The 21,721-nt window shown below is 62.8% G+C and carries 21 protein-coding genes; 14 read left to right on the top strand and 7 right to left on the bottom strand.

Features of this window, described 5'->3' with window-relative positions:
• The first annotated feature begins 39 nt into the window (after window positions 1–39).
• Together ACSU04_RS03790 and ACSU04_RS03785 are read left to right on the top strand one after the other, a co-directional pair.
• A complete protein-coding gene (locus ACSU04_RS03790; RefSeq protein ID WP_439278497.1) occupies window positions 40–2,175 on the top strand; it encodes a DEAD/DEAH box helicase in 2,136 nt (711 codons plus the stop codon).
• Window positions 2,176–2,390: 215 nt separating this feature from the next.
• Complete coding sequence (locus ACSU04_RS03785; RefSeq protein ID WP_439278496.1) at window positions 2,391–3,419, top strand: 6-phosphofructokinase; 1,029 nt, start codon at window positions 2,391–2,393, stop codon at window positions 3,417–3,419.
• 124 nt (window positions 3,420–3,543) lie between these two features.
• Here the strand turns inward: ACSU04_RS03785 and ACSU04_RS03780 are convergent, their stop codons facing one another.
• Together ACSU04_RS03780 and ACSU04_RS03775 are read right to left on the bottom strand one after the other, a co-directional pair.
• Window positions 3,544–4,116, bottom strand: a complete 573-nt coding sequence (locus ACSU04_RS03780) for an endonuclease domain-containing protein (RefSeq protein WP_439288480.1) — start codon at window positions 4,114–4,116, stop codon at window positions 3,544–3,546.
• Between the two features lie 484 nt (window positions 4,117–4,600).
• Window positions 4,601–6,694 (bottom strand): S9 family peptidase, encoded by a 2,094-nt coding sequence (locus ACSU04_RS03775; protein ID WP_439288479.1) that lies wholly within the window; start codon window positions 6,692–6,694, stop codon window positions 4,601–4,603.
• Between the two features lie 153 nt (window positions 6,695–6,847).
• Here ACSU04_RS03775 and ACSU04_RS03770 point away from each other — a divergent pair, with 153 nt between their 5' ends.
• The 3 genes from ACSU04_RS03770 (at window position 6,848) to ACSU04_RS03760 (ending at window position 10,164) form a co-directional block, all read left to right on the top strand.
• Window positions 6,848–8,272, top strand: coding sequence for an inorganic phosphate transporter (locus tag ACSU04_RS03770; RefSeq protein ID WP_439288478.1), 1,425 nt, complete (start codon window positions 6,848–6,850; stop codon window positions 8,270–8,272).
• The gene (locus tag ACSU04_RS03765; protein WP_439278492.1) at window positions 8,269–8,604 is read left to right on the top strand and encodes a peptidase; all 336 of its coding nucleotides are present in this window, start codon (window positions 8,269–8,271) and stop codon (window positions 8,602–8,604) included. Before ACSU04_RS03770 ends, ACSU04_RS03765 begins: the two co-directional genes overlap by 4 nt.
• Before the next feature lie 99 nt (window positions 8,605–8,703).
• Window positions 8,704–10,164 (top strand): aspartate ammonia-lyase, encoded by a 1,461-nt coding sequence (locus ACSU04_RS03760; protein WP_439288477.1) that lies wholly within the window; start codon window positions 8,704–8,706, stop codon window positions 10,162–10,164.
• A 43-nt stretch (window positions 10,165–10,207) separates the two neighbouring features.
• On the opposite strand, the gene ACSU04_RS03755 is transcribed toward ACSU04_RS03760, so the two are convergent.
• Window positions 10,208–11,077, bottom strand: a complete 870-nt coding sequence (locus ACSU04_RS03755; RefSeq protein WP_439278490.1) for a fumarylacetoacetate hydrolase family protein — start codon at window positions 11,075–11,077, stop codon at window positions 10,208–10,210.
• Window positions 11,078–11,138: 61 nt separating this feature from the next.
• Here ACSU04_RS03755 and ACSU04_RS03750 point away from each other — a divergent pair, with 61 nt between their 5' ends.
• From ACSU04_RS03750 to ACSU04_RS03740, 3 genes are all read left to right on the top strand, one after another.
• On the top strand, window positions 11,139–12,353 hold the full coding sequence (locus ACSU04_RS03750) for a PrsW family intramembrane metalloprotease (RefSeq protein WP_439288476.1): 1,215 nt from the start codon (window positions 11,139–11,141) through the stop codon (window positions 12,351–12,353).
• 236 nt (window positions 12,354–12,589) lie between these two features.
• Complete coding sequence (locus ACSU04_RS03745; protein ID WP_439278488.1) at window positions 12,590–12,958, top strand: FKBP-type peptidyl-prolyl cis-trans isomerase; 369 nt, start codon at window positions 12,590–12,592, stop codon at window positions 12,956–12,958.
• Window positions 12,959–13,103: 145 nt separating this feature from the next.
• A complete protein-coding gene (locus ACSU04_RS03740) occupies window positions 13,104–13,658 on the top strand; it encodes a YceI family protein (RefSeq protein WP_439278487.1) in 555 nt (184 codons plus the stop codon).
• Window positions 13,659–13,686: 28 nt separating this feature from the next.
• On the opposite strand, the gene ACSU04_RS03735 is transcribed toward ACSU04_RS03740, so the two are convergent.
• Window positions 13,687–14,970, bottom strand: a complete 1,284-nt coding sequence (locus ACSU04_RS03735) for an MFS transporter (protein WP_439288475.1) — start codon at window positions 14,968–14,970, stop codon at window positions 13,687–13,689.
• A 170-nt stretch (window positions 14,971–15,140) separates the two neighbouring features.
• Here ACSU04_RS03735 and rpsO point away from each other — a divergent pair, with 170 nt between their 5' ends.
• The 3 genes from rpsO to ACSU04_RS03720 all read left to right on the top strand — a co-directional run bounded on the left by rpsO (window position 15,141) and on the right by ACSU04_RS03720 (window position 16,746).
• Window positions 15,141–15,410 carry a 30S ribosomal protein S15 gene (gene rpsO / locus ACSU04_RS03730; RefSeq protein ID WP_439278485.1) on the top strand — a complete coding sequence of 90 codons (270 nt, stop codon included), beginning with the start codon at window positions 15,141–15,143 and terminating at the stop codon, window positions 15,408–15,410.
• A gap of 168 nt (window positions 15,411–15,578) precedes the next feature.
• Window positions 15,579–16,439 carry a hypothetical protein gene (locus ACSU04_RS03725; RefSeq protein WP_439288474.1) on the top strand — a complete coding sequence of 287 codons (861 nt, stop codon included), beginning with the start codon at window positions 15,579–15,581 and terminating at the stop codon, window positions 16,437–16,439.
• Complete coding sequence (locus ACSU04_RS03720; RefSeq protein ID WP_439288473.1) at window positions 16,432–16,746, top strand: transcriptional regulator; 315 nt, start codon at window positions 16,432–16,434, stop codon at window positions 16,744–16,746. The genes ACSU04_RS03725 and ACSU04_RS03720 overlap by 8 nt, the downstream gene beginning before the upstream one ends.
• Here ACSU04_RS03720 and ACSU04_RS03715 read toward each other — a convergent pair.
• The gene (locus ACSU04_RS03715) at window positions 16,734–17,744 is read right to left on the bottom strand and encodes an isopenicillin N synthase family dioxygenase (protein WP_439288472.1); all 1,011 of its coding nucleotides are present in this window, start codon (window positions 17,742–17,744) and stop codon (window positions 16,734–16,736) included. The genes ACSU04_RS03720 and ACSU04_RS03715 overlap by 13 nt on opposite strands.
• A gap of 73 nt (window positions 17,745–17,817) precedes the next feature.
• On the opposite strand from ACSU04_RS03715, the gene ACSU04_RS03710 reads away from it, so the two are divergent.
• Window positions 17,818–18,261, top strand: coding sequence for a hypothetical protein (locus ACSU04_RS03710; RefSeq protein WP_439288471.1), 444 nt, complete (start codon window positions 17,818–17,820; stop codon window positions 18,259–18,261).
• On the opposite strand, the gene ACSU04_RS03705 is transcribed toward ACSU04_RS03710, so the two are convergent.
• On the bottom strand, window positions 18,262–19,398 hold the full coding sequence (locus ACSU04_RS03705; RefSeq protein WP_439288470.1) for an acyltransferase family protein: 1,137 nt from the start codon (window positions 19,396–19,398) through the stop codon (window positions 18,262–18,264). It lies immediately after the preceding gene.
• A 110-nt stretch (window positions 19,399–19,508) separates the two neighbouring features.
• Here ACSU04_RS03705 and ACSU04_RS03700 point away from each other — a divergent pair, with 110 nt between their 5' ends.
• Together ACSU04_RS03700 and ACSU04_RS03695 are read left to right on the top strand one after the other, a co-directional pair.
• Window positions 19,509–20,735, top strand: coding sequence for an LLM class flavin-dependent oxidoreductase (locus ACSU04_RS03700; RefSeq protein ID WP_439278479.1), 1,227 nt, complete (start codon window positions 19,509–19,511; stop codon window positions 20,733–20,735).
• A 2-nt stretch (window positions 20,736–20,737) separates the two neighbouring features.
• Entirely contained in the window at window positions 20,738–21,382 is a 645-nt protein-coding gene (locus ACSU04_RS03695) for an FMN reductase (RefSeq protein ID WP_439278478.1), read from the top strand.
• Between the two features lie 96 nt (window positions 21,383–21,478).
• Here ACSU04_RS03695 and ACSU04_RS03690 read toward each other — a convergent pair whose 3' ends face one another.
• Window positions 21,479–21,658: a DUF5302 domain-containing protein gene (locus ACSU04_RS03690; RefSeq protein WP_439278477.1), complete on the bottom strand. Its 180-nt coding sequence runs from the start codon at window positions 21,656–21,658 to the stop codon at window positions 21,479–21,481.
• Window positions 21,659–21,721: the final 63 nt, after the last annotated feature.

Raw genomic sequence — 21,721 nt, 5'->3', positions numbered from 1 at the left:
GCCTCTCATGGCGATTCGATTTTCACGCTCAGGAGGAGCATGCCGACTACGGCAACCGCCGCAACACGGCGCAAGAAGACATCCCGTCGCGACGACGATGCCCCGCTGATCCCGATTCTCGCGCGCAAGGTGCGCGAGATCGAGGCAAAGGCACAGCGCGGCAAGCTCGGTCCCACCAATCGGGTCAAGTTCCAGGTGATCGCCTTCCTGGTGCGCGAGGAGCGCGCCAGAGTGAAGACGGATGCCGCGTTCAGCGATTCCGCACGCGCCGAGCTGCTCAAGCGGCTCGACGGCGTTGCAACGATTCTCGCGAAGACCGCCGCACGTGACACGTCACTCATCCAGTTGCTCGAGGCAGACCAGGCCGCGAGCCCCGTCGCCAAACGCATGCGACGTGACTGGCTGCTGGAATCCGGTGCGGAACTAGCTCCGGAAGAACTCATCATCACTGATGTTGCTCCGGTGCAGGCGCCGGTCGTTCCCGCGGCCCTCGCAGAACGCCAGGTGACGCCGCCGGCTGTCGAATCACGGCAACTTGCCAACCCGTTCCTCGCTCCAGATCTCACGCCGCGCACGACGACGACACCTCGTCGCCGTTTGGACGGCTGGGAACTCATGGGTCCGCTGTACAAGGCGTTCGAGACCGGAGCCGGTGGCTCAGCAGCTTCCATGGAGCTGCCCCCGGTGCCGGAGTACGACCACATCTCGCCCAAAGGCCTTGAGGTCATGGTGCATCAGTCGCGCTTCCTTGAATCCGTGCGCGGGGGACACCGCAGCTTCCTGCTCGCGGATGAGCCGGGCCTCGGCAAAACAGCACAGTCGGTACTCGCGGCATCCATCGTCGACGCCTATCCGCTGCTCGTCGTGGTTCCCAACGTCGTCAAGATGAACTGGGCACGCGAAGTTGAGCGCTGGACGCCGCAGCGGCGCGCCACTGTCATCCAGGGTGATGGCACTGACATCGACGCATTCGCCGACGTGTTCATTGTGAACTACGAGATCCTTGACCGTCACCTGTCCTGGCTCAGCTCGATCGGGCTGAAGGGCATGGTCGTCGATGAGGCGCACTTCATCAAGAACCTTTCTTCGCAGCGTTCGCAGAATGTGCTCGCACTCGCGACCCGGGTGCGGGAACACATGCGTAACCCGCTCATGCTGGCGCTCACCGGTACGCCGCTGATCAACGATGTCGAAGACTTCGATGCGATCTGGCGTTTCCTGGGCTGGACCACTGGTGACAAGCCTGGGGCCGAGTTGATGGGCAAGCTGGATGCAACCGGACACACGCCCGCCGACAAGGCGTTCTACCCCGAGGCGCGCGATGCGGTGATCTCGATGGGAATCGTCCGGCGTAAGAAGAAAGACGTCGCAGCCGACCTGCCAGACAAACTCGTTGCCGACCTGCCTGTGCAGTTGGATGACGAGTTCGGGCGCGGCATTCGTCAGGCCGAGCGCGAGCTGGGCGAGCGACTGGCCGCCAAGTACCGTCGCATCCTCGAGGCGCGCGGTGACCGCGGTCTTGCCCCTGGTGAGATTGACGAGGACATCGTCCGCCTTGTCGCACACAACGAGCTGGAAGAGTCGAAAGCGGCCGGAACCGGCGGAGACAACGTCTTCACGATGGTGCGCAAGATCGGCCAGGCCAAGGCTGGGCTGGCAGCCGATTACGCGGCACAGTTGCAGCGCTCGGTGGGCAAGGTCGTCTTCTTCGCCAAGCACATCGACGTCATGAATCAGGCAGAGGCGCACTTCGCGTCCGCGGGCATCCGCTACGTCTCGATTCGTGGAGATCAGACCACGCCAGCGCGGCAGCAGGCGATCGATGATTTCAACGGCGACGAGAACGTCGGCATCGCGGTGTGTTCGCTCACCGCAGCCGGTGTCGGTCTCAACCTGCAGGCGGCGTCGAACGTGGTGCTCGCCGAGCTGAGCTGGACCGCAGCCGAGCAGACTCAGGCGATCGACCGCGTACACCGCATCGGACAGGATGAGCCGGTCACCGCCTGGCGCATCATCGCTGCGCACACGATCGATACGAAGATCGCTGAGCTCATCGACCAGAAGCAGGGCCTTGCGGCTCGTGCACTGGACGGCGAAGCGTTCGACGAGACCCCGAGCGAGTCTGTGCAGGTGGCAGCACTCATGCACCTGCTGCGTCAAGCCCTCGGGTCCTGACGTCGGAGGCGCAGCAAGGCGCAAGAACTGCACTTCTTTCGGGTCGATTCGGGGATTTTCTGCACGATCTGCAGAAGATCCTCGAATGGCCACGAATCAGTGCGCAAGATTGAAGGTTCTCGCGCCCATCGAATGGCGCGGGACTCTGATGCCCACTAGGGTCGAGATCAGGCAACGTCGCCCGTCCTACTCCCGAGACCTCTGAAGGCATCAGCATGAAGATCGGTATTCTTACCAGCGGCGGCGACTGCCCCGGACTCAATGCGGTCATCCGCGGCATCGTGCTCAAGGGCACCACCAGCTACGATCTTGAATTCGTCGGCATCCGTGACGGATGGCGAGGAGTCGTCGAGGGCGACTTCATGCCGCTCACCCGCCACGAGGTCAAGGGCCTGTCGAAGGTTGGCGGCACAATTCTCGGCACCAGCCGCACGAACCCTTATGAGGGTGATCGTGGTGGCGCAGAGAACATCGCCAAGACGCTTTACGGCCACAAGATCGATGGAATCATCGCGATCGGCGGCGAAGGCACGTTGGCCGCGGCCGACCGGCTCGCCAAAGACGGGCTGAATGTGCTCGGCGTGCCGAAGACGATCGACAATGATCTGCGAGCGACGGATTACTCCTTCGGGTTCGACACTGCGGTCAACATCGCCACCGACGCGATGGACCGACTGCGTACCACCGGTGACTCGCACCAGCGCTGCATGGTCGCCGAGGTCATGGGTCGCCACGTCGGCTGGATCGCCCTGCACGCAGGGATGGCCGCCGGTGCGCATGTCATCTGCATCCCTGAGGTACCGATGTCGATCGATGACATCACAGAGCTCGTCGCCAGCGCCCACGATCGCGGTCGCGCACCTCTCGTCGTAGTCTCGGAGGGGTTCAAGCTTCTCGGTATGGACGAGGCGTTCAGCGACAAGGGGCTGGATGCCTTCAACCGGCCCCGTCTCGGTGGCATCGGCGACCTACTCGCACCCGAGATCGAGCGCATCACCGGCATCGAGACCCGCGCGACGATTCTCGGCCACATCCAGCGTGGCGGCTCGCCGTCAGGCTTCGACCGCGTTCTCGCGACACGCCTCGGTCTGCACGCGGCTGACGCCATCGTCGCAGGCGCGTGGGGCCAGATGGTGGCCATGAAGGGCACCGACATTGTGCGCGTGCCGTTCGAAGAGGCTCTGGGCGAGCTCAACACGGTGCCGCGCTACCGCTACGACGAGGCTGCCGCACTGTTCGGCTGAGTTGTTGGCTGCTGGCTGCTGGCTGCTGGCTGCTGCGTCGCCGAAATCAGGACATCCGCCCCAGATCAGGAGGAATCTGCAGATTCCTCCTGATCTGGGGACTTCGTCCTGATCTCGGATGCTGTCAGGCTGCGAGATGCAGGCCCTGAGCCATCGCGATCCGGATGGATTCCTGCACCCACTTTGGTTGGAACAGCACCTGCTGGTAGTCGAACCGAAGCACCGTGAAGCCGAGTAGCCGCAGTCTGACGTCCGCGGCGATGTCGCGTCGACGGTCGCCAGCGTTGCTGTGGAACGCGAATCCGTCGAGCTGGACGATCAAACGGTCGCCGATCAAGGCGTCGACCGGATGTCCGTCGATCCAGACCTGCTGGCGTACGTTGACGCCGACTGCGCGCATGAGCTCAACGAAATGTGTTTCCAGCCCAGAATCGGACAGAGCGGATGCCAGCGCAGCCAGGCTGTTCGCGGCATCACTGTGCCAGGCAACTGCCTTCAGGATGTCAATGTTGATCAGCTTCTTGTTGAGGGCCGACTCCCAGATCGCCAGCGCATCGGCGCGTGGCTGACAGCGTGCGACATGGAACAGCACATTGATCAGCGGATCGATCGCGGCTCGGTGCTCATATGGCATCGGCCCATCGGACCAGTGCACATGGATGCCGTCGCTGTTCAAGCGTGCTGCAGCGGGGGACACCGCTACATGGATTTCATCATGGACTGGGGTCCACAGCTCGAGCGTCTGGGCTGCACTGACACAGGTCAGACGCCCTCCGACACGAGCGGCAGTGGCGCGTGCTGGATCGCAATCGCGTAGAAGGAGCCAAGACCGCCGTACGCGTAGCATCCGCCCGCTTTTCACGGAGGCTGCGACCGCATGCTTACTGAATCCGGCGGCGTAGATCTGGGAGCTGTGTGCGACGCCGTCACGCGATCGCATCCATTCTTCGAGGAACATGCGTCCACAATGGAGCCTCGGCCATGCCACGCGGAGGGCTAAACCCATGAATGGGGGAGAAGTGCCGAGTTTCGGCAACTGTGCAGTAGAGGACGCCGCGGCCCAAATCAGGACATCCGCCCCGGATCAGGAGGAATCTGCAGATTCCTCCTGATCTGGGGACTTCGTCCTGATTTCGGGCGGGCGCGACCCGCGACCCGTGACCCGCGACGCGGGCGCGCGGCTAGGCGAGCCCCAGCGTGTCGAACATCCAGGCCAGCTCGAAGGCTCGTTCCTTCCAGGAGTTGTAGCGACCGCTCACGCCGCCGTGTCCTGCAGCCATCTCGCACTTCAGCAGAACATCGGATGCCCCGGCTTCGCGCAGCCGCGCTACCCACTTCGCGGGCTCGACGTACAGGACGCGGGTGTCATTTAGAGATGTCATGGCGAGGATGCGCGGGTAGGCGACGCCATCCTGCACGTTCTCATACGGTGCGTACGACTTCATGTACTCATACACATCGGCGTTGTGCAGCGGGTCGCCCCACTCGTCCCACTCGATCACGGTGAGGGGGAGCGAAGGGTCAAGAATCGAGGTCAGCGGGTCGACGAACGGCACGGATGCCAGGATGCCGGCGAAGCGGGAAGGCGCGAGGTTTGCGACTGCTCCCATCAGCAGACCACCGGCGCTGCCGCCCTCGGCAACCATCTGCTCCGGGCTTGTCACTCCGGTGCTGATGAGATGCTCCGCGCACGCGACGAAGTCGGTGAACGTATTGCGCTTGTTCAGCATCTTGCCGTCTTCGTACCACTTGCGGCCCATCTCACCACCGCCGCGCACGTGTGCGACAGCGAAGATGACGCCGCGGTCGAGTTCCGAAAGCCGCGCCACCGAGAAGCCGGGGTCGATGGAGTGCTCGTACGAGCCATAGCCGTACAGGTGTACGGGACGCACGTCAGCGCCCGGTTCTCCGAACGAGCGCTTCCAGACCATTGAGATCGGCACCTGAGTGCCATCTGAGGCATTCGCCCAGGCGCGCGCCTGGGCGTAGTCGGCCGAGTCGTAACCGCCGAGTACCGGCTGCTGCTTGCGCAGCACCAGTTCGCGTGTTGCAAGGTCCAGGTCGTACACAGTGCCCGGAGTCACGAACGAGGTGTAACCGAGCCGCAGGAACGGCGAGTGCCACTCGGGGTTTCCTCCCACGCCCGCTGAGTACAACGGTTCGTCGAAGGACAACTCGTCGACAGCATCCGTCGCGTAATCGAGCAGACCGACCTGCTCCAGGCCGTCGCGGCGGTACTCCACTGTCGCAAAATCGCGGAATGCATCCATGCCCAGCAGTCGACGTCCGCTCTCGTGCGCGATCACGACGTGGCGCTCGCCCTGGGGATCGGATGCCGCCACTGAGACGAGCTCGAAATCGAGAGCATCCTGGTTGTGCATGATGTAGAGGCGGTCCTCGCCGTCAACAATCGCGTGTTCGAGCGAATACTCAACGCCCTCGGTGCGGGGCCAGACCAGCCGCGGTTCAGCGGTGATGTCGCCTTCCAGATCGACGAGGTACTCCTCGCCGGTGACGCTGGATCCGACGCCGATGACCAGGAAGCGGCGGCTGCGGGTGAGCCCCGCACCCAGCCAGAATCGCTCATCCGGCTCGTGAAACAGCGTCACATCATCCTGGACCGGGGTGCCGAGACGGTGCAACCACAGCGTGTCTGGACGCCAGGCCTCATCGCGGGTCGTGTAGATGATCCCTGTGCCGTCTGGCGTCAAGAAGCCACCACCGGTCTTCGGGATCTCATCGGGGAGTGTTTCGCCTGTCACCAGATCGCGCACGCGGATGGTGTACAGCTCATCGCCCTCAAGGTCGGGCGCCCACAGCAGCTTCGTCGCGTCATCCGAGATGTCGAAAGAGCCGAGAGAGAAGAATTCGTGGCCCGCTGCTTCGACATTGCTGTCCAACAGAATCTCCTCGCCAGGCACAGGAACGCCTGGCTCGAGTACCGGGGGAGTCCAATCGCCGCTGACTGCGGCCGCACGACACTGGATGCCGTACTGCGAGCCTTCCTCGGTGCGTCCGTAGTACCACCAGTCGCCCCGGCGGGTCGGCACAGACAGATCTGTCTCCTGCACGCGGCCCTTGATCTCTTCGAACAGCGTCTCGCGGAGGTTCTCGAGGTGCGCGCTCTGATCATCGGTGTGCGCGTTCTCCGCCTCGAGATGCGCGATGACTTCTGGCGATTCCTTCTCACGCAGCCACTCATAAGGATCGTTGAAAGTGTCTGCGTGATGCGTGCGGATATGGGTGCGGCGAGCGGCGATAGGAGCGTTGGTCACGGTTCCACGCTAGTCGGTGTCGAGTTGACCGATGCCGAGGAGGGTGCGAGGATTTATCGGGGCCGGTTAACGGAAGTAAAACCCACGGTGAACTCTTCGTTCAGCACGCCGATCACGTCGGCACATCCCTGCTTGAGACAACCGAAAGCGAACGTGGAAACCGCAGCCCTCATCGTCGTGCTGGTCATCGTGCTAGCGCTCTTCTTTGACTTCACCAACGGCTTTCACGACACCGCGAATGCGATGGCAACGCCCATCGCAACCGGTGCATTGAAGCCCAAGACCGCCGTGCTTCTCGCCGCCGTGTTGAATCTTGTCGGCGCCTTCCTCTCGACCGAGGTCGCCAAGACAGTGTCCGGGGGCATCGTCCGTGAGGATGCCATTATCAAGATGGGCGCGGATGTCTTCCTGCCGCTGATCTTCGCTGGACTCATCGGTGCGATCACGTGGAACATGCTCACGTGGCTCCTCGGCCTGCCGTCGAGTTCATCGCACGCGCTGTTTGGCGGTCTCATCGGAGCAACCCTCATCGGCGTCGGCACCAGTGGCATCGACTTCGGAATGGTCCTGTCCAAGATCATTCTGCCTGCGCTTATCGCGCCGGTCACTGCGGGCCTCATCGCGCTGCTGGTGACCAAGATCGCCTACTCGATCACTCGTCGCTACGACAACAAGCCGGACGGGCGCGACGGCTTCCGTTGGGGGCAGATCTTCACCTCGTCGCTCGTCGCCCTCGCGCACGGAACTAATGACGCGCAGAAGACCATGGGCGTGATCACGCTCGCTCTCATCACCGTCGGCTGGCAATCCGGCGAGCACCACGAACCAGAGTTCTGGGTGATCGTGGCCTGCGCCTTCACCATCGCGCTCGGTACGTACCTCGGCGGCTGGCGCATCATCCGTACCCTCGGTAAGGGACTCACCGACGTCAAGCCGGCGCAGGGCTTTGCCGCTGAGAGTTCCACAGCCGCGACGATCCTCGCCTCCAGCGCACTCGGCTTTGCGCTCTCGACGACACAGGTCGCCTCCGGCTCTGTCATCGGCTCCGGGCTCGGACGCCGTGGTTCCACGGTGCGCTGGGGCACTGCAGGCCGCATCGCGATCGGTTGGGTGCTGACGCTTCCGGCTGCAGGCGGCGTCGGTGCACTTGCCGCACTGCTGGTGGTGTGGCTGGGCAACTGGGGTATCGCGATCGATGCGGTTCTTGCGCTCGCTGTGATCGTCGGACTCTTCATGCGCTCCCGTCGTGACGCGGTCACCTCGGAGAACGCGATGAGTGATGTCGCGGAGTCTGGCCACGCGATTGAGCTTCCAGACACGCCGCCGCCCACGCGTCGCCAGCAGCGCATCGAGGAAGCGAGAGCTGAGCTCAAGGCCAAGGCCGAAGCGAAGGCCGAAGCGAAGGCCGAAGCGAAGGCCAAGGCGAAGTCCGAGGGCAAGTCCAGGTTCAAGCCCAAGGGCAAGTCCAAGGACAAGGTGAAGGACAAGAACGGTAAGCGCAAGGGCAAAAAGAAGGCAGAGCCCGACGCCGGTACGGAGAACCTGCCTGTGACAACGACGCAGGAGGGCGCAGAATGAGTGTCGTCATCGATTGGTCCGCTTTCCTGCTGGTGTTCGCCGCCGCACTCATCGGCGCCACTGTCATCGTCACGTTCTACGCTCTCGGACTGCGCATGCTCGTACGCTCCGGTCATGCACCGGTGGTGTCTCCTGCGGAGTTCACAGATGCGATCACTGTCATCACTGACAAAGAGGCCAGTCGTGCGGCCAAGCAGGCTGCCAAGGCAGCACGGAAGAACCCGCTGACCCCAGGGCAGAAGCGTGTTGCGCTTGTCGGCGCCTACGCCTGTTTCGGGGTGTGTGCTGCGGCTGTGCTCGCTGGCATCCTCATCATCGTGGTGGGTCACTGATACGACTCATTCGCGTGATACGACTCATTCGCGTGCGGACGCACGAGGCATAGACTGAGATCATCACCGTAATTTCGCCACGACCCACAAGGATGTGACATGGCTTCTGCCGCGCCCACTGCTACTCGCACCGAGACCGATTCTCTCGGGAGCATGGAAATTCCCGCCGAAGCATATTGGGGCGTTCACACGGCCCGCGCTGTCGAAAACTTCCCGATCGCGAAGCGGCCGATTTCGGTCTACCCCGATCTGATTCGCGGTCTCGCCATGGTCAAGCAGGCCAGTGCGCGGGCGAACAAAGAGATCGGCGTTCTGGATGCCGAGCGAGCAGATCTCATTGATGCTGCCTCGCAGCGAGTGATCGACGGCGAGTTCCACGATCAGTTCACGGTCGGTGTCATCCAGGGCGGTGCTGGTACCTCGACGAACATGAACGCCAACGAGGTCATCACCAATATCGCCCTCGAGATGGCCGGACGAGAGAAGGGTGACTATGCCTTCCTCGGTCCCATCGACCACACCAACCGTAGCCAGTCCACGAACGACGTCTATCCGACGGCGATCAAGATCGGGCTGTCACTGATCCTGCGTTCGCTGCTGGACGAGCTCGACCTCCTGCGTCGCTCGTTCCTCGGCAAGGCTGGCGAGTTTCACAATGTGCTGAAAGTTGGGCGTACCCAGCTGCAGGATGCCGTGCCGATGACGCTCGGCCAAGAGTTCCACGGGTTCGCGACGACGTTGGGGGAGGATCACGCTCGCCTCACCGAGAATGCGACGCTCATGTTCGAGATCAACATGGGCGCTACTGCGATCGGCACAGGCATCACGACCCACGCTGGCTACGCCCCGTATGTGCTGAAGCACCTGCGTCAGATTTCTGGGCTTGATCTGGAGACCGCGACAGACCTCGTCGAGTCGACGAGCGATACCGGTGCCTTCATGTCGTTCTCGTCATCACTCAAGCGCAATGCCATCAAGCTTTCGAAGATCTGCAACGATCTGCGTCTGCTGTCTTCCGGTCCGCAGGCGGGCTTCGGTGAGATCAATCTTCCCGCGATGCAGGCCGGATCGAGCATCATGCCGGGCAAGGTCAACCCCGTGATCCCCGAGGCAGTGAACCAGGTGGCCTTCGCAGTGGTCGGCGCGGACATGACTGTCACTATGGCGGTCGAGGCTGGTCAGCTACAGCTCAACGCCTTCGAGCCCGTGATCGCGCACTCGATCTTCCAATCGATCACATGGATGCGACAGGCGATGTGGACTCTGCGCGTCAACTGTGTGGATGGCATCACCGCGAACGAAGACCGCCTCGGCGCCATGGTCGGCGCCTCGGTCGGTGTCATCACCGCGCTGACGCCGTTCATCGGCTACGCAGCGGCTGCGGCTCTGGCGAAGGCCGCGCTGCTGACGAACCGCAGTGTCGCAGATCTCGTCGTCGAGGCAGAGCTGATGTCTCGCGAAGAGGTCACCAAACAGCTTTCGCCGGCACGTCTGTCCGGGCTGGAGGCAATCACCTCGGCCATCACGGTGATCTCGCCGGATGACCTGATTCAGATCTGACGCCTGCGTCGCGACCCTGCGTCGCGGCCCGCAGCCGAGGCCCTCAGTCGAGGATTCGGCAGTGGGTGGTCAGCTCCCCGATACCGTCGATTCCGACGGTCACGGTGGAGCGGTCCCGGAGGAAGATCTGCGGGTTACGTGAATAGCCGGCGCCGCCTGGACTTCCCGTGGAGATGAGCGTTCCCGGCTGCAGGGTGATCGACTGTGACAGGTGCGCGATGAGCTTGGCGACAGGTCTGACCATCTGCTCGGTCGAGGCATCCTGCACGGTGTGACCGTCGACGACGGTCCAGATGTGCAGATCCTGCGGGTCCGGAATTTCGTCTGCGGTCACCACGAATGGTCCAGTCGGTGTGAACCCGTCAAAAGACTTGCATCGCGACCACTGGGCCTCAGCAAACTGAATATCTCGAGCTGTGATGTCGTTGACGACCGTGTAGCCCCAGACATGATCGAGGGCGTCCTCGACGGAGACATCCTTTGTATGACGTCCGATCAGTACGCCGAGTTCGGCCTCGTAGTCGATGGACTCGCTGAGGCTGCGGGGCCATTCGGTTGTGGCCTCGTGTCCGGTGAGTGAGTTCGGCCAGAGCGTGAAAACAGTCGGCGCGGTGTCGGTCTTCAGTCCGAGCTCACTGGAATGCGCGGCATAGTTCAGCCCGACGGCAAGTATCACCGGTGGATTCACTACCGCAGAGCCGAAGCTGAAACTGGCAAGCGGATGCCGCGCTGCCGCGCCTGTAGCGAGTGCTGCCCGCAGCGCAGTCAGTGTCTCCTCACCACCCTCGATGAGATCCTGGAGAGTGAGGGGTGCGGATGAGAGGAGTTCGGCGACCATGATGGCAGCGGAGTCCTCGATGACCGCGAGCTGGATGTCGGAACTGTCTGGCCGGCGAAGATGGGCGAAACGCATACTGTCTACGTTATCGGTCGTGCGTTGCGACTGGCCTGAACAGTACCCCTAGGCTTTGGCTATGACATTCGGAGGACCGGCACAGCCGCACTACGCCCCGCCGGCTCAGCAGCCCACATATGCATCGACTCTCGCGCAGCCCGTGAGCTATTCTCCGCCGGCTCCGGTCGCGCCTGTTTCGGCCCCTGCGCTGCCGACGCTGCCGGTTCCCGCGAAGCGGGGACGAACGGTATCGATATGGCTGTTCGGCGTGCTGGGATTCGCACTCGTCCTTCTGATCGCCTACTTCGTGTCGGCGCTGGGGGTTGTGGCATCCGGAATCGGCCTCGTCCTCGCACTGATCCCGCTCACCATCGTTTTCCTCGGTGTGTACATCATCGATCGATGGGAACCGGAACCGAAGCTGTTCATCGCCTTCGCGATCGCCTGGGGCGCCATCGCAGCCGTTGGCATCACGCTGCTCGTCGATCTCGCAATCACTTTGCTCATCGGCTTCCGTTCTGATTCGCTCACTGCGGTCGTTCAGGCGCCGATCGTCGAAGAACTCGCCAAAGGCTTGGGGATCTTCCTCATCTTCGTGATCGGTAAGCGGGCTTTCGATGGACCAGTCGACGGAATCGTTTACGGAGCATTGATCGGTGGTGGCTTCGCTTTCACCGAGAACATTCAGTACTTCGCGATCAGTTTGATCGAAGGGGGCGGGGCGAACCTGACCGCGACGTTCGTGATGCGCGGACTGCTCTCGCCCTTCGCGCATGCAATGTTCACAGCGCTGACCGGGTTCGCGATAGGGCTGGCAGTGCGCCGTCATGCCTCTACCGGTGCAGTGCTTGGCACAGGTGCGCTCGGATTGCTCGGAGCGGTGCTTTTGCACGGCTTCTGGAACGGCTCAGCGATATTCGCCGACTTCTTCCCGCTGTACATCACCCTGCAGGTGCCGCTGTTCATCAGCTTCGTCTTTGCGATCGTCGCACTGCGCAAGGAAGAGGCCCGGATTACGCGAGAACGCCTCGGAGAATATGCCGGGGCGGGCTGGTTCACTCCAGAGGAAGTGACCATGCTTGCGACTCCGGCCGGACGTAAGGTCGGACTCAACTGGGCTGCGTCGCTGCGCGGTGACCGTAGGCCGCTGATGAAGCAGTTCATCAAGGATGCGACGGCTCTCGCGGCTGTCCGCCAGCGTGCTCTCACCGGTCGTGACCCGCTCGCGGCTGACGACGAGCGTGCACTCCTGACGCGCACGCGCGCGACGCGCGCGGCACTGCTGGCGTTCTGAGACGGCACTGCTGGCGTTCTGATCCGGACCGCTCCAGGCAAGACTCAGCGCCCGGTGCTGCGGCAATGCCTGCGAGGCTCCCGGGCGCTGAGTTGATCTGACACAAGGTTGCACCCGACCGCGGATGATGTCAATAGCCACTTCGCGAGATGGCTTGCACGGAGCGCGTCGAAGTGTTCGCTCTGGGCTGGTGCGCTCACATTGACCGAGCCGCACTGCTCCGGTTGGATGGAGTCATGACTGATCGCACAAAGCCCGAGTTCGACGCCCCGACCGGCCCCGCGCCCGCAGAACTCGTCATCCGAGACATCATCGAGGGCGACGGCGCTGAGGCAAAGCCCGGCGACACCGTGACCGTGCACTACGCCGGAGTCGAGTTCGACTCTGGTGAAGAGTTCGACTCCTCCTGGGGTCGTGGCGAGACGATCCAGTTCCCGCTGCGCGGCCTGATCCAGGGCTGGCAGGACGGCATCCCCGGCATGAAGACCGGCGGACGTCGCGAGCTGGTTATCCCGCCGCACCTGGCATACGGTCCTGCCGGTTCCGGTCACTTCCTTTCCGGGAAGAGCCTCATCTTCATCATCGACCTGGTTGCCGTCGGTTGATCTGACCACCCTGTAGAAGGCCTCTGTTCCCTGTCGGGACAGGGGCCTTCAACTTTTCTTCTGAATCTCGGAATAGATACACGCGCATAGAAGTTGTGTCTGTGTGAACGCCGCCACGCGGCCCTAATCTTTGAGGAGCAACTCCATGACCGCAATTGACATCCCCGGCTACCGCGCAGGCACCTGGATTCTTGACCCCGCACACAGCGAGGTCACCTTCAGCGTCCGCCACATGATGATCTCGAAGGTGCGCGGCACCTTCGGTATGAAGAGCGCGACGCTTATCGCTCCGGAGAACCCGCTTGAGGCGAAGGTCGAGGCATCCATCGACGTCACTTCCATCGACACCAACGATGAAGGGCGCGACGGCCACCTGCGCTCCGCAGACTTCTTCGACACCGAAACTTACCCGACCATGGAGTTCGTCTCTACTGGTGCGCGCGTCGAGAACGGCGACTTCTTCATCGATGGCGACCTCACGATCCGCGACACCACCAAGCCGGTCAGCTTCGAGTTCGACTTCGGCGGCTTTGGCACCGACCCCTACGGCAACTACAAGGCCGGTGCGTCCGCAACGACCACGATCAACCGTGAGGAGTTCGGCCTCACCTGGAATGCTGCGCTCGAAACCGGCGGCGTGCTCGTCGGCAAGGACATCACGATCAACCTTGACCTGCAGGGCGCTCTGCAGCAGGACTGATCACACTTCTCAGACAACCCCGGGTCCGTCAGGGCTCGGGGTTCTCTGCGTCGTAGTCGCGGAATCGAGGCGTGAGTCGGACGAGCATCGCCACCAGCACGATCACGACGAAGCCGCCGAGCAGCGGCGGGAACCAGAGTGACGTGAGAGTTGCGAGTGTGCCGGCGTAAAGTGCGCCGATGCGCGGACCGCCTGCGACGACGATGATGAAGATTCCCTGGAGTCTGCCGCGGATGCTATCGGGCACAGACGACTGCATCATCGTGCTCCGATAGATGGAGCTGACATTGTCGGACGCTCCGGATGCCGCGAGTGCGATGCAGGCGGCAATGATGAGGCCGAGATTGGCCGTGGTTTCGCTGACCGGTGGCAGCCACGCGCCGATCAACAAGACCGCGCCGAATACGAGGATGGATGCCCCGTATGCCTGAATGGCACGCTGGATCCCTCGACCGTGCCAGCGATAACGCACGATGCGACCGGAGAACAGACTCGACAGGAATGTGCCCGCGGCAACCGCTGCCGTCAGTGCTCCCGTCGTGACAGCGCCGCCGCCGAGCAGCAGCGTGCCGAGCGCGGGGTAGAGCGCGAGCGGCTGGCCGAACGTCATCGCGATGATGTCGAGGATGTACTGCATCCGGATGTTGCGGGCGCGCTGGAGGAAGCGCCAGCCGTCGACCAGCGATTCCAATCCAGGGCGCACGATCGTGCCCTCTGGGCGCAGCGGCGGCAGAGCCCACAGCCCCATGAACATCGCGAGCATCAACACGACGTCGATCGAATACGTCCAGCCGTAGCCAGTCGTGGCCACGAGAACACCAGCGAGAGCTGGTCCGACCATCACCATCACGCCGATTGTGATGCCGTTCAGAGCGGATGCCGAGGCCAGCAATTCCCGCGGGATGAGGCGCGGGATGATCGCGCTGCGAGTCGCCATCCCGACGGAGTTTCCCGCGGCGTTGACTGCGCTAAGCCCGTACAGCCACCAGATGGTCTCGAGTTCGGCCCAGGTGAGCGAGGCGAGGACGACAGTGGAGGCGAAGGTGATGACGGCGGCGATGAGGGCCACCTTGCGCCGATCGAACGCGTCGGCCAGCATCCCGCCGTATAAGCCGGCCAGGATCATCGGGATGAGACCGGACACCGCGACCATCGCCACCGCAAATGTGCTGGCAGTGAGTTCGAACACGTGCAGCATCACCGTGACAAGAGTGAGCTGCCCGCCGAGCCCCGAGAGAGTGGAGCCGATCCACATCTTCGTGAACGCCTTGCTCGCGCGGAACGGGCGCAGGTCGATGAGGGCGTTGAACACTACACGAGGCTATCCGCTTGGTGAGGTGTCAATCGCTTCCGCTGCCTGGTCCCTGAGCTCGCCTGCGGGCTGGTAAGCTATTGAGGTTGCCGTTTGATCGGCCGCGGATAAAGAGAGCTCACACATCAGGTGTTGGGCGCCGCGCAGTGAACTGAAAGGGGATCCCATCTATGGCACTCGAATCTGACGCTAAGAAGGCGATCATGGAAGAGTACGCGACGCACCCCGGTGACACCGGATCCCCCGAGGTGCAGGTTGCAATGCTGACGCAGCGCATCAAGGACCTCACCGAACACCTCAAGGACCACAAGCACGACCACCACTCGCGTCGTGGCCTGTTCCTTATGGTGGGTCAGCGCCGTCGTCTGCTCGGCTACCTCCAGGACACCGAGATCGCGCGCTACCGCACGTTGATCGAGAAGCTTGGACTTCGCCGCTAAGGCAGCGCACCAGCGTAATATCGCACTTCTTCCGAAGGCCGTCCCAGGTGTGGGGCGGCCTTCGTCGTTGTCTGGCGCGGTCTGATCTGTTGCTTTCCTGATGGAAAGTAGGTAACTTCGATCGGGATGACGAGCTTTCCATCAGGAAAGTAGACCAGGGGAGATGCAATGGAACAGCGTCCGATAGACGGGGCGGCGCCCCTGAACCCGCCCGATTCGGAAACCGCACACGCATATCTCGACGAGCTCAACCGCGTGCGCGCTCGTCGCGAAGAGCGAATCGATCGCCACGCGTTGGCCGTGTTCGCTCTCATCAACGCGGTCGTCCTGTCGGTCTACGTCACGATAGCGATCTTCACGATCGGGGTGACGCAGGCGAACTCGTCGTTCCTCGTCTTCTTGGCACTTTTTCTACTTTGGGTCCAGCTCGGCACCGAGTATCGCGAAGGGCACGGCGCATCGAGCTCGTCGCTCTCATCGTCCAGGGCGGTGACCCTGTCGATCGTGGCGGTGTTGATCATCGTCGTAGTTGGCGGGCTCGTGGTCGCAGTGGTGGGTGTAGAGCTCCCGGTAGTCGCGCGGCTGATCCCCGGGATCGTCGCGCTCTGCCTTATGGGTATCCCCGCCGTTCGTGATATCCGCCGCTCGGTGCGCCGCGAAGCTGCAGCGCGTAGAGGGTTGACGCGCTCGGAGCGGTGGGAGACGATCGTCATCGGTGCGATCGTCGCGGCAAGTGTCTGGGTGCTCGCGATCGGGAATCCCTTTGCGGTGCTCGGCTTCGCGATGCTTCTGATGTGTGGCTACCTCGCCTGGTGGGTCGCCGGCCGCATCACTGAGCGTCTTCCCGTGGTCGGCGCGGTATGGGCCTGGCCGCAGTGGTTGGCGTTCGCCCTCGGTGGCGTCGCGGTCGTCGCGGTCATCGTCGCGCAACTTATCGATCTGACGGCTGCAGGTGTTGCGCCAGCGGGCGCCGTGATCATTCTGCTGCTGTTCATCGGCAGCGCGTTCCTGGACGGTCGGGATGGCTGAGAAGCATCCACGTCTGCGCCTGGATGACAACTTTGCCAGCCCCATCCGCTTCTCGCTCATGGCTGCGCTGCTTGACGGGAACGAACTCGATTTCGGTACCCTTTCCGACATCCTTCAGGTGGGGGACTCAGCGCTCAGCAAGTCGATCTCGCACCTGAATGTCGCCGGCTACGTCGCGACGCGGAGGGGTGATGTCGGAAGTCGTCCTCGTACATGGGTGCGCTCGACGGCCAAGGGAGAGCGCGCCTTCGCTGCGCACCTGCAGGCTCTTCAGGAGATCGTGGAGTTTGGCGGTCAGCGCGGCTGATCCGCGCCCACCAGATCCGAATGGTGAATCGCGGCGACATCGGGGTGTGCGCGCAGGCGCGATTTGAGGGCGTTCTCCCCGTACAGGCTGTGGATTGGGTTTGTCGGGTCATCCGTCACGCCACGCGCCTCGGCGGCCAAATCTGCAGGCAGCTCGATGAGCGGCAGCTTGGCGTCCAGTGCCGGGTTGAAGAAGAATGGCACCGAGATGCGCTCGTCTGGAGCCTTCGGCGAGATGACCCGGTGGTTGGTGGCCTTGAGATAGCCGCCGGTGGCGTACTCGAGAAGTTCGCCGATGTTCACCACGAAAGCGCCGTCGACCGGGGGCGCGTCGACCCATTCGCCGCCGCGCTCCACCTGGAGTCCGCCCTTGCCTGGCTCGACCCAGAGCAGTGTGAGTACACCTGAATCTCGGTGTGCGCCGACGCCCTGCTGTGGCTCCGGCGCATCCGTGCCGGGGTAGCGCACGATCTTGATCAGTGTCGACGGTTCTCCGAAATTCGACTCAAAGTACGACTCGTCGGCGCCGAGTGAGCGCGCCCAGGCGCGGAGCAGCTTACGCGCGACCCCACTGAGGTGTGCATGCCATTGTGCGACCACCTCGCGCAGCTCAGGCTGCGCGGCCGGCCACAGGTTCGGTCCGATCAAGCGGTTGAAGGCGGGGCCGCCCTCGATGGCTTCTCGCTCCGGGCCGATGTCGATCTGCTCGCGCCAATCGACCTTGCCCTGGGTGCGCTCTCCGCCGACCCGCGTGTAGCCGCGGAAGTGTGGGCTCTTCACGTTCTCGATCGAAAGCTTCTCCTCCTCGCTGAGCGCAAAGAAGTCGAGCGCTGCCTGATGCAGGCGCGCCGAGAGTTCGGGCGTCACCCCGGTGCCGGTCAGATAGAAGAAACCGACGTTGTGCGTGGCGGCGCGCAAGTCGTCGCGAAATAGTGCGGCGGCTTCCGCCCCCTCGTCGAGCCGGGAGAGGTCGAGGATGGGGAGGTTCAGATCAGCCATGACCCGAGGCTAGGACGATTCTGCATCGACTGCCTCGAGTGTTGCGCCGCGTTACCGTCGATATCCTGGATGTATGGCTCGTCTGTGGATTTCCCTGCGTCTTGTGTTGCCCGCTGTCTGGATCGGACTGATCATCGGGCTGAGTTTCATGGAGACTCCGCTGAAGTTCCACGCGCCCGGCATCACGACGGCGCTGGGTCTCGGTATTGGTCGACTTGTGTTCGTCGCCCTCTCGGTTGCGGGTTGGATCATTCTGGTCGTGCTCACGCTGATCGCCCAAGCCCGGCCTCGCGAGACTAGGCGAGGTTGGCTGCTGATCGGTGTCATGTGGGTGATCATGGCGGTCGAGTCATTCGTCATCAGGCCCGCACTCGCTGCACGTAGCGACGTCATCATCGCTGGAGGGGACCCGGGGGAGTCCTGGCTGCACTACGGCTACATTGCCGCTGAACTTCTGCTGCTCGCTGCGCTCGTCTGGTATCTCGTGCTCGGCGCGCGTCGCATCAAAATCTCCTGATCAGCTGTCGCGCGGGCGTCGCGAGCCTGTCGGATCGTCGCGTCGTGACGTGTCGCTGCCGAGCCGTTCATCCGAGAACAAACAGCGCGCCCGCGGCTCGACGAGCGGTCGAAATAGCCACCTGACCGGTTTGGTCGCGAGTACCAGTGCGATCACGACGGACAGCACGATCACAGTGGGCAACCAGATCCAGGTCGGCTCTGCATCGCGCAGGATGCCGGACTCGCGGAACGGGTAGAGCACGAACGAATGAAGCAGATACACGTACATCGTGTATTGCCCGAATTTGCTCCACCAGGTGGTGCGACGGGGAATCAACACGAAAAAGGCGGCGCTGAGCAGCAGTCCGATCGCGATGAGGAGCAGACGGATCCCGCCAGACCACCACTCATCGCCGCCGAGATCCGCGTAGGTGTCGTTGTAGAAGAACCATTTGTCGAGGTCGATGCTGGCCCAGAGTTCTACCCAATTCCAGGCGATGAACGCATCCACAGCGAAGATCAGCACCGCGATCAGACGCAGCCACCACGGTCGGAAATCGATCAGGCGGAATCGGTCAACGACATCGTGCTCACGCAGCCACCAGCCGAGCACGAAGAACGGCAGGAAACCGAGTGTGCGCGAAAGGGAGAACGTGCTGTCGACGTTGTTGAGGTAGCCCGCACCAATCGAGATCAGCAGGCTCCATACCAGGGGCCAGCGCAGCAGGGCGAGATACGGGAGCACCAGGCGGAAGATGCCGAGCGCGAGCAGGAACCACAGTGTCCAGGACGGCTGGGTGATGTTCGGGTTGGCTTGTCCCTCGACAAGCCATTTCGTCAGCGTCCACAGCAGTTCGAAGATCACATAGGGCACCAGGATGTCGGTGATGACCCTGGCCATCTGCTTCTTCGTCGGAGGCGTGGATTTGGAGAAATAGCCGGCGATGATCGCGAAAGCCGGCATGTGGAAGGCGTAGATCGCGAGATACATCGCCATCGCGATGTCGGAGTCGTACGTGAGGCGCTGGATTGCGTGCCCGAGAACGACGAGAACGATGCAGGCGTAGCGCGCGTTATCCCAGAAAGGCACGCGCCGGCGAGGCCGCGCGATGCTCCCGGTGACCGGTCCGGTCGGTGTTCGTGCGGTACTGCTCATTCAATAAGGCTACCGGTCGGGAATAAAGTTGCGTGGATGGCGTTATCTCATATACATTCATTTGCATGGAAGTGGATGTCACCAGCATCCCTCGAATCACGGAGAACATAATGAGCGAACCAGCCGACACCTCGGGCATCCAGTTCGGACTCTTCACCGTCAGTGACGTCACGCAGAACCCGGTCACGGGCGAGACGCCTACCGAAGGTCAAAAGATCAAGGACGCGATCACCATCGCGAAGCACGCCGAAGAGGTCGGTTTGGACGTCTTCGCCATCGGTGAGCACCACAACCCGCCGTTCTGGTCCTCATCGCCGTCGACCACGCTGGCCGCGATCGCGGCGCAAACCGAACGCATCATCCTGTCGACCTCGACGACACTGATCACGACGAACGACCCGGTGAAGATCGCCGAGGACTTCGCGATGCTGCAGCACATCTCCGACGGCCGCACCGACATCATGCTCGGACGAGGTAATACTGGCCCCGTCTACCCGTGGTTCGGCAAGGACATCCGTCAAGGCTTGCCCCTCGCGATCGAGAACTACGCACTGTTGCGCAAGCTCTGGGACGAAGACGTCGTTGACTGGGAAGGCAAGTTCCGCACGCCGCTCCAGGGCTTCACCTCAACCCCTCGTCCGCTCGACGGTGTGGCGCCGTTCGTCTGGCACGGCTCCATCCGCACACCGGAAATCGCCGAGCAGGCCGCTTATTATGGCGACGGATTCTTCGCGAACAACATCTTCTGGCCGAAGGAGCACTACCAGCGCCTGATCGAGCTGTACCGCCAGCGCTACGCACATTACGGCCACGGCGCGCCGGAGCAGGCGATCGTCGGCATCGGCGGCCAGGTGTTCATGCGCGCCAAGTCGCAGGATGCCGTGAACGAGTTCCGTCCGTACTTCGACAACGCGCCGGTGTACGGTCATGGCCCGAGTATGGAGGACTTCACTGAAATGACGCCGCTGACGGTCGGCTCACCGCAGCAGGTCATCGACCGCTACGCGGCGATGCGCGACACGTTCGGTGACTACCAGCGCCAGCTGTTCCTGATCGATCACGCAGGACTCCCGCTGAAGGTTGTGCTTGAGCAGCTCGACATCTTGGGTGGCGAAGTGGTGCCAGCACTGCGCAAGGAGCTCGCGAAGAACCGTCCGGCGAACGTCCCGGATGCTCCGACGCACGCAGCGCGCGTCAAAGCGGTGTACGGAGACGGTCCGAGCCGGCAGGCGCGTCCTGGCGTGAACCGCGGCGACAACCTCACCGCTGGTTCTCCTTATCAGGACACCCCTGCGCCCGCGGGTGCCTCATTCGGTCTCGGCCGGAAGGATGCATGAGCATGAGCACACGTCGCATCGCCGTCATCTCTTCGGGACTCTCCAATCCTTCATCCACGCGGATGCTGGCCGATCGCATGGCTGCGGAAACAGTGAAGCAGCTCGCTGAGCGGGGTATCGAAGCATCCATCGACGTGATTGAACTGCGTGATCTGGCGCACGACATCACCAACAACCTGCTCACCGGTTTCGCTCCGGCCGCGCTGGAGTCCGCCCTCAACTCGGTGTATTCCGCGGATGCGCTGATCGCCGTGACGCCGATCTTCTCCACGAGCTACTCCGGGCTGTTCAAGTCATTCATCGATGTTCTGGACCCGGATGCGCTCACCGGAAAACCGGTCTTGATCGGTGCGAACGCGGGGACGCCGCGGCACTCGCTCGCAATCGACTACGCGATCCGTCCGCTGTTCGCCTACCTGCACGCCGAAGCGGTCTCCACGGGAGTGTTTGCCGCCTCGAGCGACTGGGGTGATTCCGGAGACCAGGTCGCCCCGCTGGCGAAGCGCGTCGAGAAGGGCGCCCGTGAACTCGCCGAGGCCGTCGCGCGCAAGGAACCGGTCACCTCGACCGACCCCTTCGACCCAGCGAACTACCTCGGTGATGGGCGCTCATTCGGGCACCTGCTCGGAGGGCTCGCGGGCGAGTAGCGGCAGGCTCGATGCCTAGCGCGGCCATGGCCAGAAAAAGCCGCCACGAAAAGCAAAAAGATGAGGGCCACCCCGATCGGGGTGGCCCTCAGGCGGTCAACCGCTCTTGCGTCGGAACTCGCGCCGCGTCTGCGGGGCGTTTGCCGCATGGACGGCGGAGTCGCCATCCAGATGCGTCTCACCATTGCGGTGATGTGCGTTCTTCTTCTCGAGCGCTTCCTTAAACTTGCGCTTCATGTCCTCAGAGGAGGAGGCTGCGCCTTCTTCGGTGCTCATAGCGTCAGCCTACTCTGACGGCGGCACCGCTGGAAAGAGATGGAAGCCGAGCGGTGAAGGAAT

It is taken from the genome of Microbacterium sp. A84 (assembly GCF_051842815.1).
In the GTDB taxonomy this organism is placed as follows: Bacteria; Actinomycetota; Actinomycetes; order Actinomycetales; family Microbacteriaceae; genus Microbacterium.
The sequence above is the reverse complement of the archived record's forward strand: the minus strand, read 5'-3'. Positions and strand labels throughout refer to the sequence as shown.